Annotated in this window: 17 protein-coding genes; 7 read left to right on the plus strand and 10 right to left on the minus strand. The window is 63.0% G+C overall.

Annotated elements, in window-relative coordinates; translation table 11 throughout:
* The first annotated feature begins 41 nt into the window (after positions 1 to 41).
* Together F8A10_RS17825 and F8A10_RS17830 are read left to right on the plus strand one after the other, a co-directional pair.
* Positions 42 to 1,868, plus strand: a complete 1,827-nt coding sequence (locus F8A10_RS17825; protein ID WP_152368059.1) for an adenine deaminase — start codon at positions 42 to 44, stop codon at positions 1,866 to 1,868.
* Entirely contained in the window at positions 1,843 to 2,634 is a 792-nt protein-coding gene (locus F8A10_RS17830) for an aminoglycoside adenylyltransferase domain-containing protein (protein ID WP_152368060.1), read from the plus strand. Before F8A10_RS17825 ends, F8A10_RS17830 begins: the two co-directional genes overlap by 26 nt.
* 4 nt (positions 2,635 to 2,638) lie before the next feature.
* Here the strand turns inward: F8A10_RS17830 and recF are convergent, their stop codons facing one another.
* The 6 genes from recF to mutM all read right to left on the minus strand — a co-directional run bounded on the left by recF (position 2,639) and on the right by mutM (position 8,936).
* Positions 2,639 to 3,715, minus strand: coding sequence for a DNA replication/repair protein RecF (recF, locus tag F8A10_RS17835; RefSeq protein WP_152368061.1), 1,077 nt, complete (start codon positions 3,713 to 3,715; stop codon positions 2,639 to 2,641).
* The gene (gene dnaN, locus F8A10_RS17840; RefSeq protein WP_152368062.1) at positions 3,712 to 4,830 is read right to left on the minus strand and encodes a DNA polymerase III subunit beta; all 1,119 of its coding nucleotides are present in this window, start codon (positions 4,828 to 4,830) and stop codon (positions 3,712 to 3,714) included. The genes recF and dnaN overlap by 4 nt, the downstream gene beginning before the upstream one ends.
* Before the next feature lie 92 nt (positions 4,831 to 4,922).
* Complete coding sequence (gene dnaA, locus F8A10_RS17845; protein WP_029371701.1) at positions 4,923 to 6,269, minus strand: chromosomal replication initiator protein DnaA; 1,347 nt, start codon at positions 6,267 to 6,269, stop codon at positions 4,923 to 4,925.
* A 506-nt stretch (positions 6,270 to 6,775) separates the two neighbouring features.
* The gene (gene rpsT / locus F8A10_RS17850; protein ID WP_010394551.1) at positions 6,776 to 7,045 is read right to left on the minus strand and encodes a 30S ribosomal protein S20; all 270 of its coding nucleotides are present in this window, start codon (positions 7,043 to 7,045) and stop codon (positions 6,776 to 6,778) included.
* A gap of 148 nt (positions 7,046 to 7,193) precedes the next feature.
* Complete coding sequence (locus F8A10_RS17855; RefSeq protein ID WP_010394550.1) at positions 7,194 to 7,970, minus strand: enoyl-CoA hydratase; 777 nt, start codon at positions 7,968 to 7,970, stop codon at positions 7,194 to 7,196.
* 120 nt (positions 7,971 to 8,090) lie between these two features.
* Positions 8,091 to 8,936, minus strand: a complete 846-nt coding sequence (mutM, locus tag F8A10_RS17860) for a bifunctional DNA-formamidopyrimidine glycosylase/DNA-(apurinic or apyrimidinic site) lyase (RefSeq protein ID WP_085502136.1) — start codon at positions 8,934 to 8,936, stop codon at positions 8,091 to 8,093.
* A gap of 99 nt (positions 8,937 to 9,035) precedes the next feature.
* Here mutM and ubiE point away from each other — a divergent pair, with 99 nt between their 5' ends.
* The 4 genes from ubiE to F8A10_RS17880 all read left to right on the plus strand — a co-directional run bounded on the left by ubiE (position 9,036) and on the right by F8A10_RS17880 (position 14,088).
* Positions 9,036 to 9,788 (plus strand): bifunctional demethylmenaquinone methyltransferase/2-methoxy-6-polyprenyl-1,4-benzoquinol methylase UbiE, encoded by a 753-nt coding sequence (gene ubiE / locus F8A10_RS17865; protein ID WP_010394548.1) that lies wholly within the window; start codon positions 9,036 to 9,038, stop codon positions 9,786 to 9,788.
* Complete coding sequence (gene ubiB, locus F8A10_RS17870) at positions 9,789 to 11,324, plus strand: 2-polyprenylphenol 6-hydroxylase (RefSeq protein WP_152368063.1); 1,536 nt, start codon at positions 9,789 to 9,791, stop codon at positions 11,322 to 11,324.
* Between the two features lie 64 nt (positions 11,325 to 11,388).
* The gene (locus tag F8A10_RS17875; RefSeq protein WP_010394546.1) at positions 11,389 to 12,207 is read left to right on the plus strand and encodes a TIGR00282 family metallophosphoesterase; all 819 of its coding nucleotides are present in this window, start codon (positions 11,389 to 11,391) and stop codon (positions 12,205 to 12,207) included.
* Between the two features lie 102 nt (positions 12,208 to 12,309).
* Entirely contained in the window at positions 12,310 to 14,088 is a 1,779-nt protein-coding gene (locus F8A10_RS17880) for an SLC13 family permease (RefSeq protein ID WP_010394544.1), read from the plus strand.
* A gap of 23 nt (positions 14,089 to 14,111) precedes the next feature.
* On the opposite strand, the gene F8A10_RS17885 is transcribed toward F8A10_RS17880, so the two are convergent.
* The 3 genes from F8A10_RS17885 to F8A10_RS17895 all read right to left on the minus strand — a co-directional run bounded on the left by F8A10_RS17885 (position 14,112) and on the right by F8A10_RS17895 (position 16,048).
* On the minus strand, positions 14,112 to 14,945 hold the full coding sequence (locus F8A10_RS17885) for a lysophospholipid acyltransferase family protein (protein ID WP_010394541.1): 834 nt from the start codon (positions 14,943 to 14,945) through the stop codon (positions 14,112 to 14,114).
* On the minus strand, positions 14,942 to 15,721 hold the full coding sequence (locus tag F8A10_RS17890; RefSeq protein ID WP_010394538.1) for a GNAT family N-acetyltransferase: 780 nt from the start codon (positions 15,719 to 15,721) through the stop codon (positions 14,942 to 14,944). The genes F8A10_RS17885 and F8A10_RS17890 overlap by 4 nt, the downstream gene beginning before the upstream one ends.
* 141 nt (positions 15,722 to 15,862) lie before the next feature.
* Positions 15,863 to 16,048 carry a DUF3553 domain-containing protein gene (locus tag F8A10_RS17895; RefSeq protein ID WP_010394536.1) on the minus strand — a complete coding sequence of 62 codons (186 nt, stop codon included), beginning with the start codon at positions 16,046 to 16,048 and terminating at the stop codon, positions 15,863 to 15,865.
* A gap of 40 nt (positions 16,049 to 16,088) precedes the next feature.
* On the opposite strand from F8A10_RS17895, the gene F8A10_RS17900 reads away from it, so the two are divergent.
* Positions 16,089 to 16,745 carry a histidine phosphotransferase family protein gene (locus tag F8A10_RS17900; protein ID WP_085502138.1) on the plus strand — a complete coding sequence of 219 codons (657 nt, stop codon included), beginning with the start codon at positions 16,089 to 16,091 and terminating at the stop codon, positions 16,743 to 16,745.
* 77 nt (positions 16,746 to 16,822) lie between these two features.
* Here F8A10_RS17900 and F8A10_RS17905 read toward each other — a convergent pair whose 3' ends face one another.
* The gene (locus tag F8A10_RS17905; RefSeq protein WP_152368064.1) at positions 16,823 to 18,094 is read right to left on the minus strand and encodes a glutamate-5-semialdehyde dehydrogenase; all 1,272 of its coding nucleotides are present in this window, start codon (positions 18,092 to 18,094) and stop codon (positions 16,823 to 16,825) included.
* Positions 18,095 to 18,196: the final 102 nt, after the last annotated feature.

Raw genomic sequence — 18,196 nt, forward strand, 5'->3', positions numbered from 1 at the left:
TACCCTGCCGCAATCTGGGGGCGACTAACAAGGAGACAGGCATGTTGAAACCGTGGATCGAGGCTCAGGCCCGGCTGGTCGAGGTGGCGGCGGGGCGTGCGCCCGCGGATCTGGTGATCCGGGGCGGAAAATGGGTCAACGTCCACACGCGCGAGGTGATCCCCGATACTGATATTGCCGTGGCCGATGGGCGGGTGGCCTATGTCGGCCCCGACGCAAGCCCCTCGATCGGGCCCGGAACACAGGTGATCGGGGCCGGTGGGCGATTCATGGTGCCGGGGCTTATCGACGCCCATATGCATGTCGAATCGGGGATGCTGACGCCTGCGGGCTTTGCCGCAGCAGTGATCCCGCATGGTACGACAACGATTTTCCACGACCCGCACGAGATCGCCAATGTGCTGGGTCTGGAAGGTGTGCGGCTGATGCGCGACGAATCGCTGTTGCAGCCGATCAGCATGTTCACCCAGATGCCAAGCTGCGCGCCCTCGGCTCCGGGGCTTGAGACGACGGGCCAGCCGATTACCGAAGGTGAGGTCGCGCAGGCGATGGGATGGGAAGGCATCATCGGTCTGGGCGAGATGATGAATTTTCCCGGTGTCGCCTCGGGCGACCGGCAGATGCTGGCCGAGATCGCCGCCACCCGCGCCGCCGGCAAGACGGTTGGCGGCCATTACGCCAGCCCCGATCTGGGCCGGCCCTTTCATGCCTATGTCGCGGGCGGCGCCAATGACGATCACGAGACGACGACCGAGGCGCAGGGGATCGCCCGCGTGCGTCAGGGTATGGGATGCATGATGCGGCTTGGCTCGGCCTGGTATGATGTGGAAAGCCAGATCACCGCGATCACTGAAAAGGGACTGGATCCACGCTTTTTCATCCTGTGCACCGATGACAGCCATTCCGGCACGCTGGTAAACGACGGGCATATGAACCGGGTTGTGCGCCATGCGATTGATTGCGGCTGCGACCCCCTGATCGCCATCCAGATGGCGACCATCAACAGCGCCAGCCACTTCGGTCTGGAGCGTGAACTGGGCAGTATCACCCCCGGACGTCGGGCGGATGTGATCCTGACCTCGGACCTGCACAGCCTGCCGGTCGAGGCGGTGATTGCGCAAGGGCAGCTGGTCGCCGAAGACGGCCGCCTGCTGGTTGACTGCCCGCGCATCGACTGGCCCGAGACAGCGCGCCAATCGGTGCATCTGGGCAAGACCATCGCGGCTGCAGATTTTGAGGCCCGCGCCCAGGGCGACAGCGCCCTTGTCCGCGTGATCGGCGTGGTCGAAAATCAGGCCCCGACCCGCGCGTTGACCGCCGAACTGCCGATCCGCGAAGGGGTGATCGAGCCAGAGGGCGGGACCTGTCACATCGCGCTGGTCGAGCGTCATCGCGGCACCGGCGGGGTGGTGAACGGGTTTGTCTCGGGCTTTGGCTATCAGGGACGGATGGCGGTGGCCTCGACCGTGGCGCATGACAGCCATCACATGATCGTCGTCGGCACATGCCGCGAGAACATGGCGGCGGCGGCCAATCATCTGGCCAGCATCGGCGGCGGCGTCACGGTGTTCCGCGACGGTGCCGAGCTGGCAAGCGTGGCCTTGCCCATCGCCGGCCTCATGTCCGACCGTCCAGCGCCCGAAATGGCCGATGCCGCGCAAGGGATCGTCAAGGCCATGCAGGATTGCGGCTGCACGCTGAACAACGCCTATATGCAGCATTCGCTGCTGGCGCTGGTGGTGATCCCCGAGCTGCGGATCTCGGACCTTGGGATTGTGGATGTCACCCGTTTTGAGCTGGTCGATCTGGTGGTCGGCGATGCAGAGGCCAGCGCCTGGGCGGATGCAGACTGTGCTGACAAGCCTTGATGCCCGGTCGCGCCAGCAGGTCCTGACCCTGATGTCGCGGCTGGGAGAGGCTTTGGGTCCGGATCTGCTGGCGCTTTACCTGCATGGCTCGGCGGTTGCTCAGGGGCTTAGACCCAATAGTGACGTCGACCTGCTTGGCGTCCTGAAGCGCAGCCTGACCGAAAAGCAGCGCAGGGCATTGCTGTCATCCCTGCTGGATCTTTCGGCCAGCTATCCGGCCCCACCGGGTGGGCCGCGTTGTCTTGAGGTGATCTTTTTCGCCAAGCCTGACCTTGCCGGTCTGAGGTTTCACGCGCAGGCTGACTTTGTCTATGGCGAGTGGTTGCGCGATGGGTTCCGTGCGGGCAGGCTGCCCACTCCTGAAAGGGACGCGGAATATACGCTGATCCTTGCGCAGGCGCGGCAAGAGGCCCTGCCGCTGATCGGCCCCGAAGCCAACGCGCTGCTGCCCGAGGTTAAAGCAGATGCCATCCGGGCGGCGATGCGTGACTTGCTGCCGGGGCTGCTTTCGGCTCTGCAGGACGATACCCGGAATGTGCTTTTGACATTGGCGCGGATGTGGCGAACGGCCCGAACGGGGGATTTTCTTTCAAAAGACCGCGCGGCGGTTTGGGCGATCAGACAGCTTGCCTCTGCTGATGCCGAAATGCTCGATCATGCCAGACGGGCTTATCTGGGCGAGGCTGCGGACGACTGGCGCGGACATTATGACATCGCGCACGATCTGGCCCAGCGGCTGGCGGACGAGGTGAAGGCCGCACTTTAGCGCGTCAGCTTTCGGTCAGATGCGAGGTGTCACCCTCGCGCGTGACTGCAAGGAATTGTGCCCGGCTGCACAGGGCCTCGAACAATTCCGGGCCGGTGCCGGTCAGCCAGGCCTGGGCGCGCAATGCGCAAATCTCATCATAAAGCGCGGCGCGGCGGTCAGCGTCGAGATGGGCCGCGACCTCATCCAGCAGCAGGACCGGACTTTCCCCGGTCAGTGCCCGGGCATTGGCGAGGATCAGTGACAACAGCAGCGCCTTTTGCTCGCCGGTCGAGGACAGGGCGGCGGGCATCTCCTGTGGTCCCCAATATGCGCCAAGATCGGCGCGATGCGGGCCGGTCAGCGTGCGGCCTGCGGCCATGTCGCGGCTGCGCCCTTCCGCAAGTCGGGCGGCAATGGCGTCGGGATCGGTGTCGCAGCCATGCCCCTCACCCGCAAGCAGGGTCAGGCGGGCCGCGGGAAAGGCGGTCTCGGCCCCCTTTTGCGCGGCCATGATCCGGTCGATCGCATCCAGCCGGTTGCGGGTTACTGTTGCACCGGTCTCTGCCATCTGTGTCTCAAGCGCGCGATACCAGGCGGCATCGCGTATCCCTTCACGCAGCAGGCGATTACGTTCGCGCATAGCCTTTTCATAGCCAAGCGCATCTTCGGCATGCGAGGGTGTAAAGCTAAGCGTCACCCGATCAAGAAACCGGCGCCGCTGTTCGGGTGCCTCGGTCCACAGCCGGTCCATGGCAGGGGTCAGCCAGATCACCCGCATCAGACGGCCAAGCGCAAGCTGGGTCGCGGGCTTGTCGTTGATCACCACCTCGCGGGGTTGGCCGGGCAGGGCGCGGGTCAGGACCTGATGATCCCCGATTCCGGCACGGATCTGCCAGCCGATTTCCGGCCCTTTACGGGCCTGATCACCGGGTGCCACGCCACGCATACCCCGACCGGGCGAGAGCATCGAGATTGCTTCAAGGATATTGGTCTTGCCCGCCCCGTTGGGTCCGTGGATGGCGACGGGGCGGTGGTCGGCCTCGATTTCCAGCCTGGCCCAGCTGCGAAACTGGGACAGGTGCAGGCGGGCCAGCGTCACACGCGCATCGGCATGACGACATAAACGGCTGAGGTATCCCCGCCTTCGCGGATCAGCGCCGCGTCGCCCGAGCCGTTGAACAGAAAGACGGCGTTCTCACGTTCGATCTGGCTGGCGATCTCGTGCAGGTATTTGGCGTTAAACCCGATTTCCAGCGGTTCGTCGCCATAGGCAACCGGCAGCTCTTCTTCGGCGGCACCGGCGTCAGGCGCATTGACCGACAGGATCAGCCGGTCCTCGTCCAGCGACAGCTTGACCGCGCGCGAACGTTCGCTGCTGACCGTTGCCACGCGGTCCACCGCGCGTGCAAAGTCACTGGCATCAACCTCAAGCTTGCGGGCGTTCGAGGCGGGAATCACCCGGCTATAGTCGGGGAACGTGCCGTCGATGACCTTTGAGGTCAGCGTGATGGTCGGAGTCGCAAAGCGCACCTTGGTCTCGCTGACCGAGACGGCGATATCAGCTTCGTCATCCTCAAGCAGCTTGCGCAGCTCGGCCACGGTCTTGCGCGGCACGATCACGCCGGGCATCTCATCGGCACCGGAGGGCAGCGGAGCGTCGATCCGGGCCAGCCGGTGACCATCGGTCGCCACGCAGCGGAGGCTGGGACCATCCTCGGTCTGGGCGACATGCATGAAGACGCCGTTGAGATAATAGCGGGTTTCCTCGTTCGAGATCGCGAATTTCGACTTGTCGAACAGGCGGCGCAGCACGGCCGCAGGGGCCGAGAAATTGGCGCTGTATTCCGACGAGGACATGACCGGAAAATCCTCGCGCGGGAGGGTGGCGAGGCTGAAGTTCGACCGTCCCGCCTGCACCGAGAGCCGCGCCGAGGTCGAGTCAAGGCTGACCTGAACCAGCGATCCGTCGGGCAGTTTCCGGGCAATGTCGTTCAGCATCCCGGCCGAGACGGTGGTCGCGCCCGGCCGCTCGACCTGCGCGGCGGCGCGGTCCACAATCTCGGTATCCAGATCGGTGGCGCGAAAGCTCACACCCTCGGGCGTTGCCTCGATCAGCACGTTGGCGAGGATCGGAATGGTATTGCGCCTTTCGACGACGGACTGGGCCTGGGATACGGCCTTCACCAGATCGGCACGTTCGATCGAGAATTTCATGGTCCACCCTTAATATCTTCAGGCCATTTTCCGCATCTTTCGTCGCGGGGCGCCAATGTGGCACAATTCCGCGTCGGGTCAAGCAGATGCGTTCAGGCCTCTAGCAAACGGCGCAGCAGGTCGATGTCCTCGGCAAGGCTGCGGTCCGCGCTGCGCAATTCCTCGATTTTTTTCACGCCATGCATGATGGTGGTATGATCGCGCCCGCCAAAGCGGCGCCCGATTTCCGGCAGGCTGCGCGAGGTCATCTGTTTGGCCAGATACATGGCGATCTGCCGTGGCCGGGCGACTGTACGCACCCGCTTGGGGCCGATCATATCCGCAAGGCGGATGTTGTAATGCTCGGCCACCTTGCGCTGGATTTCCTCAATCGAGACCTTGCGATCATTGGCGCGCAGGATGTCGGCAAGGCATTCCTGCGCCATGTCCAGGTTGATCTCGCGCCCCATCAGGCTGGCAAAGGCGAATAGCCGCTGCAGCGCGCCTTCAAGCACGCGGACATTCGAGGTGATACGATGGGCCAGAAACTCCAGCACGCCCGGCGCGATCTGCAGGCCCGGATATTGGTTGCGGAACGATTCGGTCTTGCTTTGCAGGATGCCCAGCCGCAGCTCGTAATCGGTCGGGTGCAGGTCCACGACCAGACCGCATTGCAGGCGCGACTTGATACGTTCTTCCATGTCCTTGATCTCGCCCGGGGCGCGGTCGGCCGAGATGACGATTTGCTTGCCCTGATCGACCAGGGTATTGAAAGTGTGGAAGAATTCTTCCTGCGTGGAATCCTTGCCGGCGATAAACTGCACATCATCGACCATCAGAACCGAGACGGTGCGAAACAGCTCCTTAAAGTCCATCACGGTGCGGTCGCGCAGCGCCTGCACAAAGCGGTACATGAACTGTTCAGCCGAGAGATAAAGTACCCGCGCTTCGGGGCGGCGGACCTGAATTTCACGCGCGATGGCGTGCATCAGGTGGGTCTTGCCCAGCCCGACGCCGCCATAAAGAAACAGCGGGTTAAAGGTCACCGGTCCGCCTTCGGCCACGCGGCGCGCGGCGGCATGGGCCAGCTCGTTCGGCTTGCCGACGACGAAATTTTCAAAGGTAAAGCGGCTGTCGAGCGGTGCGGTCAGCTCTTCGTCGCTTTGGGTGCGGGGCTGTGACGGGCGCTTGACCGCAGGGGCAGCGGCTTGCCGCGCGGTCTGGCTGCGCGTCTCGAACTGCAGCCGCTGCACCGGGCCACCCATACGGTCGAGCACCTTGAGGATGTCGTCGCTGTAGTGACGCGAAACCCAGTCGGACAGGAAACGGGTCGGGCTGGCGATGGTGGCGGTGCCGTCCTCGACGCCGGTCAGACGCAGAGGCTCGATCCAGGTCGAGAAACAGTCGGCTCCGACGATCTTCTGAAGTTCTTCACGCGCCTGCCCCCAAAGTCTGTCCATCTCGCCCAGTTCCGTCTCTTGTCCCCACATGCCGCCGGCATTTTCCGGCGTGAGACGATTCAAAGCCGCACCTGAACGCATGAAATCCGGCAACAAAAGACCCCCGCCGCCAAGGCGACGTATGGGCCGTCAGGCGGCCGGAACTTCCAGACACGCAACGCATACCGGTGGCAGCCGGCTTGCGCATTGTCGGTAGCGGATCTCAATTTGATCTCGCTGCCCTCTGAATGTCGGTGGCAGACCGACACTTCAGAGCATGTCCCCCAGGTGCGACGTGAATCGCAGGGAACAAGCTAGCAAGAACCACAGCAGGCCAGCAACCGATCTTCTCGCTTGACAGCCACTTTGGCCGATCGAATCTCACAGAACCGCGACAGCGCCGTGACGGACCGTCAAGTTACTGAAAATTCAAACGGAAACTGGTGTTCGGCCATAAAGAAAGGCGCATCCGGGCTGGACGCGCCTATGGGTATCTCTATCAAGAGTTGCCAAAATGCCGCAGCGGCTTAGGCCGAAGCGAGGGCGTTCACGCGGCCGGCCAGACGCGAGATTTTGCGCGCCGCGGTGTTCTTGTGGACGATGCCTTTGGTCACGCCACGCATCAGCTCAGGCTGAGCGACGCGCAGGGCTTCGCGAGCTGCTTCGATATCGCCGCTGGCGATGGCCTCTTCGACCTTGCGCAGGAAGGTGCGGATCCGCGAGCGGCGTGCCTTGTTGATGGCGGTCCGGCGCTCAAGCTGACGCGCGCGCTTTTTCGACTGAGGCGTATTTGCCATGGGTTCTGTGTCTCCAAATCTCGTATCTCGGTTACGCAAAAGCCCACGGCACCGCCTGATCAGGCGGACATGATTCTTGCCTTAAGCGGGCCCACGCGCATGTAAGCCCGGGCCTATACAGCGGACCGGTGCAAATGCCAAGCGGGAATCACTTGTCGCGGAACTGCGGCTCACGCTTTTCCAGAAAAGCGGCCATACCTTCCTTCTGGTCCTCGGTTGCAAAGAGCGACAAAAAGCAACGCCGCTCAAAAAGGATACCCTCGCGCAAAGTGGTTTCATAAGCGCGATTCACAGCCTCTTTCGCGGCCATGATGGCAATTTGTGACTTCTCGGCGATCTTCTTGGCGGCGGTCAGGGCCTCAGGGATCAGCTTTGCTGCTGGAACCACCCGGCTCACCAGGCCCGATCGCTCAGCCTCGGCCGCATCCATGAACCGGCCGGTCAGGTGCATTTCCATGGCCTTCGACTTGCCGACAAAACGGGTCAGTCGCTGGGTGCCACCGATACCGGCGATCACGCCCAGATTGATCTCGGGCTGACCGAATTTCGCGTTATCGGCACAGATGATAAAGTCGCAGGCCATGGCAAGTTCACAGCCACCCCCTAGGGCATAACCTGCGACGGCCGCGATGATCGGCTTGCGCGTCGCGGTGATACGATCAACCTGCGCGCCGAAAAGATCGCCCGTATAAACATCGACAAAGCTCTTGCTGGCCATCTCTTTGATGTCGGCCCCTGCGGCAAAAGCCTTTTCGCTGCCGGTCAATACGATGCAGCGCACTTTTTCATTCCGGTCGGCCTCGGCCAGGGCATCGCCCAGCTCGTCCAGCAGCTGTGAGTTCAGCGCATTCAATGCCTCTGGCCGGTTCAATCGGATCAGCGCCACATAGTCGTCGATCTCAACGGTGAGGGTCTGGTAAGCCATCGACTCTTCGCCTTTTGCAAACAAGCTGACCGCGAGTTCTAACAAAAGCACAGTGGCAAGACCAGCATTGCTCTTCCGTGCTGCAAATATCCCCGCCGGAGGCAGCCGCCGCAGGCGGCTTTACCTTTGACAGACCGGGCAAAAATAGCTCGACCGTCCCGATTGCACGATCCGGGCGATGGCGCCGGTACAGCCAGGGGTCGGGCAAGGAGCCCCCTCGCGGTCATAGACGCGAAAGGAATGCTGGAAATAGCCAAGCTCTCCCGTCGCCTGCCGGTGATCGCGAAGCGATGAGCCGCCTGCGGCGATTGCTTCCTCAAGTACCGCCCGGACATGATTGACCAGCGCCGCTATCTCGGCCTCAGCGACTGCGCCTGCCAGGCGGCGCGGGTCGATACCGGCACGGTAAAGCGCCTCCGAGACATAGATATTGCCAAGCCCAGCCACGATTCGCTGATCAAGCAGCGCTGCTTTGATCGGCATGCGCCGCCCGGCAAGGGCCTGTACCAGCTTTTCTGGCGTAAAGGTGTCCGACAGCGGTTCGGGCCCCAGATGGGCTAGTAGCGGGTGGCTCTCTCCCGGGGCGACCAGATCAATCAGGCCGAATCGCCGCGCATCGTTAAAGGTGATGCGCGTGCCCTCCTCGGTCCACAGCACGACATGGTCGTGGCGCGGCAGAATCGCCGGGTCGCGATGAAAGTCGCCCTGACTTTCCCCCTCGATCAGCATCCGCCCCGACATGCCCAGATGCAAAAGTAGGCTGCCGCGATCCTCAAGATCGGCAAGGATATACTTTGAGCGTCGGCGCAGACCCGTCACCCGCGCACCGGTCAGCACCTGCACCAGATCGGGGGGCAGGGGACGGCGCAGATCGGGGCGGCGGGCCTCGGCGCGGGTGATGATGCGGTTTGTCAGATGCGGCTCAAGGCCGCGCCGGACGGTTTCGACCTCTGGCAGTTCTGGCATTTTCTTCCTGTTCGTCGCATGGTGCGGCCGCGTCCCCTGCTATGGCGCGCGGCGCACTTTAGGACTATCTGGGCGCGAAACGACGGATGGACAAGCGACATGATCCCTGAGGAGCCAAAGAATACCCATTTCGGCTTTCGCACCGTGGCTGAAAAGGACAAGGCCGGGCTGGTCCATGGCGTCTTCTCGCGCGTCGCCTCGCGCTATGATGTCATGAATGACCTGATGAGCGCCGGCGTTCATCGCCTGTGGAAGACGGCGATGATGGACTGGCTGGCGCCGCGCGACGGTCAGCACCTGCTGGATGTGGCGGGCGGCACCGGGGATATCGCCTTTCGCTTTCTCGAACGTGCGCCGGGGGCACGCGTCACTGTCTGTGACATGACCGAATCGATGCTGGTCGAGGGGCGCAAGCGCGCCGAGGCCGGCAAGCTTGCCGAGCGTCTTGCCTGGGTCACGGGCGATGCGATGCAGCTGCCCTTTGCCGATAACAGCTTTGACCGCTACACGATCAGCTTCGGCATTCGTAACGTCACCCGCATTCCCGATGCGCTGGCCGAGGCGCGGCGCGTGCTCAAGCCCGGCGGGCGGCTGATGGTGCTGGAATTCAGCCAGATGCCGGTGCCGATGCTGCAATGGCTCTATGACCGCTATTCCTTCAACGTGATCCCGGTGATGGGCCAGGTCGTCGCAGGCGACCGCGACAGCTATCAGTATCTGGTCGAATCGATCCGCCGCTTTCCGGATCAGGAAAGCTTTGCCGCGATGATCCGTGAGGCGGGCTTCGGCCGTGTGCAATGGCGCAACCTGTCCATGGGAATCGCCGCACTGCATTCCGGCTGGAAGCTCTGAATGCGCGGGCCGCATAACATCTGGCGCCTGATCCGTACCGGCGCCACGTTCGAGCGTACCGGCGCGATGAAGGTTGCGCTGGATGCGATGAATGCACCCGCCCATATCCGGGTCGCGGCGCGTATCCTTGGCTGGCCCTTCGCCTGGCTTGGCTACAAGGGCGATCCGAACCTGCCACCTGTTACCCGCGCGATTACCGCGCTGGGGCCGGCCTATGTGAAATTCGGCCAGATCCTCTCGACCCGCCCCGATGTGGTGGGGATCGAACTGGCCAATCAGCTTTCCATGCTGCAGGACCGGCTGTCGCCATTTTCACAGGATCAGGCGCTGCGCACCGTCGCTGCCGATCTTGGCCGTCCGGTCGGGACGCTGTTCAGTGAATTCTCTGAACCTGTGGCTGCGGCCTCGATCGCGCAGGTTCATCGCGCGCGGCGCATCGACAACGGACGCGAGGTCGCGGTCAAGGTGCTGCGTCCGGGCATCGAGGCGGCCTTCCGCCGTGACATCGACGCGTTCCATTTCGCCGCTGCGATGATCGAGGCGCTGTCGCCCGCGACCCGTCGTCTGCGCCCGCGCGACGTTATCAGCCATTTCGAATCGGTTGTCGCCGGAGAGCTGGACCTGCGGCTGGAGGCCGCATCCGCCTCGGAGTTCGCCGAGAATACCTCGGGCGATGAGGGCATGGCCGTACCTGTCCCTTACTGGCATCTCAGCGCCCGGCGTGTGCTGACGACCGACTGGGCCGAGGGCATTCCGATGGGCGATATCGCTGCGCTCAAAGAGGCCGGCCATGACTTGCCAGCCTTGGGCGGGCGAGTGTTGCAGCTGTTTCTGCGCCACGCGCTGCGCGACGGTTATTTTCATGCCGACATGCATCAGGGCAACCTGAAGGTGGCAAGCAATGGCGATATCGTCATCTATGATTTCGGCATCATGGGTGAGATCGACGAGTATACCCGGCGGGTCTATGCCGAGATCCTGATGGGCTTTATCCGCCGCGATTATGAGCGGGTGGCGCGCGTGCATTTCGAGGCGGGCTATGTCCCGCGCGACCGCGACATCCGAGAGTTCGCCCGTGCCCTGCGTGCGGTGGGCGAGCCGATTTTTGGCGCCGATGCCAGCCGCATCTCGATGGCCAATCTGCTGGCCTATCTGTTCGAGGTCACCGAACGTTTCGGCATGGCCACCCGGACCGAACTGCTGCTGCTGCAGCGTACGATGGTGGTGGTCGAAGGGGTCGCGCGCTCGCTTGATCCGCAGATCAACATGTGGGAGGTCGCGCGGCCAGTGGTTGAAAGCTATATCCGCGACAATCTCGGCCCTCGGGCGGCTGCGCGCGATCTGACCCGCGCCGTGCAGGTGCTGGGCCGCTTTGCCCCGCTTTTGCCCGAGTTTCTTGAGCGTCGGATGCCCGAACTGCTGCGCGAAACCCCAGCGCCTGCGCAGCCGGGCAAGGGGCGCGGCTTTTGGGGTGGCGTCGTGCTGGGCGCGGTCGTTGCCCTTGCAGGGGCGGTGTTGGGCGCATGGCTGCTATAGTTCCCGCCATCATGCGGCCGACGGGGCTTGAGCCCACCTCGGCTTTCGCCTAACCCATTCAGCCATGCGTATTCTCTATCTTGGCGATGTAATGGGGCGCGCGGGCCGGCGCGCGGTTGCTGAGGGGCTTGGCCCGCTCAAGGAACGTTTGGGTGTCGATTTCACCATCGTCAATGGTGAGAACGCATCAGGCGGCATGGGACTGACCGGAGGTCATGCCAAGCTGATCCTTGATGCCGGTGCCGATTGCATCACTCTGGGCGACCATGCTTTCGACCAGAAAGAGATGCTGTCCTTTATCGAGGCAGAGCCGCGCATCATCCGGCCGCTGAACTACTCAAAGGCCGCCCCTGGCCGGGGTGCCCGGGTCTTTGAGGCGACGCGGGGCCGCAAGGTTCTGGTGGCGCAGGTGCTGGGGCAGGTTTTCATGAAGCGGCCCTTTGATGATCCGTTCTCGGCCATCGAAGCGGTGCTCAAGGCGCATCCGCTGGGCGGGCTCGTACAGGCCAGCGTGGTCGACATCCATGCCGAGGCTACCAGCGAAAAGATGGCGATGGGTCACTGGTGCGATGGCCGCGCCAGTCTGGTCGTCGGCACCCATACCCATGTGCCGACTGCCGATACGATGATCCTCAATCGCGGCACGGCTTATCAGACCGATGCCGGGATGTGCGGCGATTATGACAGCGTGATCGGCATGGATAAGGCCGAGCCGCTGCGCCGCTTTCTGACCGGAATGGTGTCCGAGCGTTTCGCCCCCGCCGAGGGCGAGGCGACGCTGTCGGGCGTTCTGGTCACCACCGACGACCGCACGGGTAAAGCCGTGGCGGTCGAGCCGGTGCGTCAGGGTGGCAGGCTGGCAGTTACGCAACCCTCTGTCTGATCCGCGTCTGTTTCCGGCGCTTTAACTTGCCGCGGCGGGGAAAATAATTCTATCTCCCATCGAAAGGGCCGTGATTTCGCGGCGCTATGGAAACAGGTTGGCATGTTGGGTTTTGAACTGACCGGCTCCACTGCGGCTGTCACGATGCTGATTATCGTGACGGTCATGTTTATCGAGTTTATCCGCGAACGCCGCCCGCCAGAAGTCATTGCCATCGGCACTGCGGCGGTGCTGATGATTTTGGGTCTGTTGCCGGTCAAGGACGCAGCTTCGGTGCTGTCGAACTCGGCGCCCTGGACGATCGCCTTTATGTTCCTGATCATGGGGGGGCTTCTCAGGACCGGTGCGCTTGAGATCATGTCGCGGCTGGTCACGGCGCGGGCTGACAAGCATCCCCGGCTGACCCTGTGCGGGCTGTTTGGCTTCGTCATTGTCGCCTCTGCGATCATGAACAACACACCCGTCGTGGCGGTGATGATCCCGATTTTTATCCAGCTGGCGGTGCAGCTTGGCACCTCGCCGTCGAAATTCCTGATGCCGCTCAGCTATTTCACCATTCTGGGCGGGATGATCACGCTGATCGGGACCTCGACCAACCTGCTGGTCGATGGTGTTGCGCGCGAAGCGGGGATGACCCCCTTTACCATCTTCGAGATCGCACCGGTCGGCATCGCCATCACCCTTGCCGGGATTGCCTATTTCGTGCTGATCGGCTGGAAAATTTTGCCCGAGCGTACCTCGCTTGCCGGATTTCTGGGTACCAGGCGTGAGATGAAATATTTCACCGAAGTCGCCGTCCCCGAGGATTCCAGCCTTGTCGGCCAGCCGGTCCTGACCGCGCCGATCTTCAAGCGTGATTCGGTGCGGGTGATCGACGTGCTGCGGGGCGATGCCTCGCTGCGCCGCAATCTGGAAGAGGTGGTGCTTGAGCCGGGCGACCGCGTCGTGCTGCGCTCGGAAATGGCTGAACTGCTTGAGATGCAGGCCAACAAGAACTTCCAGATGGTCGATAAGCTCAGCTCGGTTGCGACTGAAACGGTCGAGGTGCTGATCTCGCCCGGTGCGCGGCTGGTCGGGCGGCGTCTGGGCGACATGCGTTTGCGCCGTCGCTATGGCGTCTATGTGCTTGCTGCGCATCGCCGCAGCCAGAACATCGGTCGCCAGCTTGATGATCTGGTGGTGCAGGTTGGCGATACGCTGCTGCTGGAGGGGGCGCCCGAAGATATCGCCCGCCTCGCCGCAGATATGGAGCTGGTCGACGTCTCGCGCCCCTCGGCGCGGCCGTTCCGGCGCTCAAAGGCTCCGATTGCCATTCTGTGCCTGCTTGCGGTCGTGACGCTGGCGGCGGTGGATACGGCACCGATCATGGCGCTGGCCTTTGTCGCCGCGGCGCTGATCCTGATCACCCGCTGCGTCGATGCCGAAGAGGCGTTCTCTTTTGTCGATGCGCGGCTGATGGCGATGATCTTTGCCATGCTGGCGGTCGGAGCGGCGATGGAGCATACCGGCACTGTCAACCTGGTGGTCGAGGTTATTTCGCCCCTGTTGCAGGGCCTGCCGCCCTTTGCGACGCTTATCGCGGTCTATTTCCTTGGGCTTGTGATGACCGAGGTGCTGTCGAACAATGCGGTCGCCGTGCTTTTGACCCCGGTGGCGATTGCCCTGGCAAAGTCGCTTGGCCATGATCCACGTGCCTATGTGGTGGCGGTCATGTTCTCGGCCACCGTCGCTTTTGCCACGCCCATCGGCTATCAGACCCATCTGATGGTCTATGGCCCCGGCGGCTATCGCTTCAGCGATTTCGTCAAGGTCGGCGTGCCTCTGGACATCATCTGCGGCATTGTCGCCTGCCTGACCATCCCGCTGTTCTGGCCGCTGTAAGTTTGCCACCTGCCAGGCCGGGATCAGCCCTGCGAGAAACCCTCGCGGACGGCAGTCCCGGCCTTGGCGGCCAATGTCTTGCGGGTCTCACCCCCGACTGGGATCGGATCGTGCAGCCGTACGGTGACCGAGCCTTGCGGAGACTGCGCCAGCACCGCCAGCAGATGCGGCCCCAGATCCATGTCGCCCCACCACCCATAAAAGCGCGGATCGCGGCCTTGCGGCGCGTGATAGGTCGCGCTCATCGGCTGGATCGCCAGATCCTCGGGTAGCGAAGGGTCCAGAAAGCCCTGAAACAGCGTCGGTTTAAAGGGCAGCACACGCTGCCCGTCGCTGCTGGTCCCTTCGGGGAAAAACAGCAGGCGGTGGCCGGCGCGGGTGCGGGCGGCAAATTCCTCGGCCTGTTCGCGTGCCAGCTTGGGGTCGCGGGTGACGAAATGCGTATTCGTGACCCGGGTCAGGATATTGATGCCCGGCCAGCCTGCGACCTCGGCCTTTGAGACAAAGAACACGGGCATGGCCGCGTTCAGGACAAAGATATCAAGCCAGCTTGAGTGGTTGGCCACCACCGCGCCCGGGCCGCGCAAGGGCTGGCCGATGCAGCGCCATTTCAGCCCCAGGATCCACAGGCAGATGCGGCAGACGCCCTGAACCCATGGCCCGGTCAGGGGGCGGCGCGGGCCGGTGAACAGCCGCTCGGCTGTTCGCAGGGGTACGATCAGCAGGACACCGATCAATAGGACAAGGATGATCCCGCCGCCGCGCAATGCAACGCGCAGCCAACCCATGGCGCCGGGGCGCGGCAGGGCAGGCGGCGGCACCGTGTCCCGCCATGTGGCACGGTTGCCCTCGCTCATGGCCGTGGGCGGGTCTCGTAGAATTTACGGTGCTTTTCCGACATGGCCTTGGTGTCCACCATCAGAAAGACATCAGTTGTATTAAAGGCGTGATCAAGCCATGCGCCTTCGCCGACCATGCCGCCAAGCCGCAGATAAGCCTTGATCAACGCCGGCATCGCCTTCATCGCGGTGCGGCGGTCAAGCTGGTCGGCCGGGATCAGGTCCATGGCATGATAGCCATCGGCACGGGCATGGGGGCGGATCGTTTCAGGCGCCAGATGGTGATGATACAGCCAGCTCAGCGACTGGGCCAGCGCCCCGATATCGGTGCCGTGGAATGAGGCAACGCCGAACAGGATCTCGATCTCGCGCGCCAGCACGTATTCGGCCAGCGCGTTCCAGATCAGGAACATGCCAGATCCGCCGCGATATGCGGGATCAACGCATGAGCGGCCCAGTTCCAGCAGCGACCGGCCCGAGGTACGCAGCGGTGCCAGGTCGTATTCGCTATCACAGTAAAAGCGGCCAAAGCTTTCTGCCCGCTCGCCCGACAGCAGGCGATATGCTCCGACCACATGGTCCAGATCATCGCGCGAACGGCGAGCATCGACCAGCACCAGATGATCGACGACGGGGTCGAACTCGTCACGTTCGAATCGGCCCTGATGATCGACCAGAGCACCGTCTCCGCCCAGCTCTTCGACAAAGACGCGATAGCGCAGGCGCTGCGCTGCCAGCAGATCAGCTTCGTCCGTGGCGAGACGGGTTGAGAAATAAGACGTTTCTGGCGTCATGGTTACGGCTTGGAACCCCGCCTTTTGTATCAGGGCCCGTGTCTAGGCGGGAGCACGAGACATTGCAACCGCTTAGCGCGGCTAATCACAGGATAACCGGTTGTGGCGATTGACTCGCGCTAAAGTTGAATTAGTCTAGCCTTATTGGTCGAATGGGTCAGTGGTGACGAGTTCAAGATGGATATGTTTGCCGTTGACTACCTGTTTGCCGGCATTAGCAAAATTGATGGTGATGCGATCTCCGATCCGCGACTGGACTTGTCCGGTCCCCCATTCGGGCGCCCCCGGGTGGCGTACGATCATGCCCGGCTCAAGGATTTCGTTCATCTCGCGCCCTTTTTACAACCATGATGCAGGCTAATTCCCCATGGATGATCTGACAATCCGCCACGTGCCCGACCCATCCGAGGCGCTATCACCCGAATATCTGGCGACACTGGTCGCTGCCCGGATGTGCCATGACATCGTCTCGCCCTTTGGCGCGATCGGGAACGGGCTGGAGTTGTTGCAGCTTTCGGGCGCTTATCCGGGCATCGGGGCCAGCGCAGAGATGCAACTTATCGCCGATAGCGTCGATGCCGCACGGGCGAGGCTGCATTGGTTCCGCATGGCCTTTGGTCATGCCAAGCCGAACCAGCGCGTGGGCGTGCCCGAACTGGCGTCACTGCTGGCCGCGGACGAAAAAGGTGGCCGGTTGCGCATCCGCCTTGAGGCCGAGGGCGACCTGCCCCGGATGGAGGCGCGTATGATCCTGCTGGGGCTGATGTGCTTTGAGACTGCCTTGCCCTGGGGCGGCAGTGTGCTTGTCTGCCGGGGCGCGCAGGGCTGGCGACTGATGGCCGAGGCCAGCCGCGTGCGTCAGGACCCGGCGCTGTGGTCGTGGCTTGACCTGACAACCGGCCGGGAACGACCCGAACCAGCCGCGTCAGAGGTGCATTTCATGCTGCTCTCGGCCTGCGCGCGCGCCGCCGCCCGTCCCCTCAAGTGGGAGTTGGACGATATCGGGGGTGAGATCTCGTTCTGACCGGCTGAGCCGTACGGGCTTATGCTGGAAAATACCTGAGGGATGCGCCATAAGTCAGCGCATCCCTTGTGTTTTCTTTAGGTGCGGACGGTGCCGTCACCGATGACCAGATATTTAAAGCTGGTCAGCTGTTCTGCCCCCACAGGCCCGCGCGCATGCATCTTGCCGGTGGCGATGCCGATTTCAGCACCCATACCGAATTCGCCGCCGTCGGCGAACTGGGTCGAGGCGTTGCGCATCAGAATGGCGCTGTCGAGCCCTTTGAAGAAGCGTTCGGCGGTCGCGTCATTTTCGGTCAGGACCGACTCGGTATGGCCCGAGCCAAAGCGACGGATATGGGCGATCGCCTCTTCCACACCATCGACCAGTCTGACAGCGATGATCTTGTCGAGGAATTCTTGCCCGAAATCCGAAGGCTCGGCGGGGATCGTACCCGGGATCTTTGCCAGTTCACCTTCGGCCCGCACCTCGACCCCGGCGTCCAGCAGATCCTGGACCAGGACTGTGCCGTGTTTGGTGTAGAACTGCCAGTCGATCAGCAGGCATTCAGCTGCGCCGCAAATGCCGGTGCGCCGGGTTTTGGCGTTCAGAACCACGCGGCGAGCTTTTTCAAGATCGGCGTCGCGGTCGGCATAAACATGGCAGATACCTTCGAGATGGGCGAAAACCGGCACGCGGGCCTCGCGCTGGACCAGTCCGACCAGTCCCTTGCCGCCGCGCGGCACGATTACGTCGATGAACTCTTGCGCCCGCAGCATTGCGGCCACCGCTTCGCGGTCGCGGGTCGGCACCATCTGGACCGCTGTCTCGGGCAGACCGGCCTGGCGCAGGCCGGTAACCAGCGCCTGATGGATCGCAGTCGCGCTGTTCAGGCTTTCGGATCCGCCGCGCAGGATCACGGCATTGCCAGCCTTTAGCGCCAGCGCCGCCGCATCCGCGGTGACGTTCGGCCGGCTTTCATAGATCACGCCGATGACACCCAAAGGGGTCGCCACGCGCTGGATATGCAGCCCGTTCGGCCGGTCCCATTCTGCAAGAACCCGTCCGACCGGGTCGGACTGTTCCGCGACTGAGCGCAGGCCATCGGCCATGGCGCGGATGCGGTCGGGATCAAGCTTCAGCCGGTCCAGCATGGCTGGCGACAGACCTTTTTCCCCGGCGTGGTGCATGTCCAGAATATTGGCGTCGAGGATCGCATCCCCGGCCTTCAGGATTGCATCGGCGGCACTGATCAGGGCGGCGTGCTTACGCTCGGCCGTGGCTTCGGCCAGCACCGAGGCGGCTTCGCGCGCTTTGCGGCCCATATCCGCGATCAGAGCATCGGCTTCGGAGTTGGTCAGGTCTTTCATCGCAGCGGTCTTTCCTTGCATGACGCATGAAATAGGCGTCGCCGGGCCGAAAAACCAGAGAGAAAGGAAAAGTGCAGGGATATGCGCGAAAACGCTAAGCGC

The sequence above is a fragment of the Paracoccus kondratievae genome, from assembly GCF_009301415.1.
Taxonomy (GTDB): Bacteria; Pseudomonadota; Alphaproteobacteria; order Rhodobacterales; family Rhodobacteraceae; genus Paracoccus; species Paracoccus kondratievae.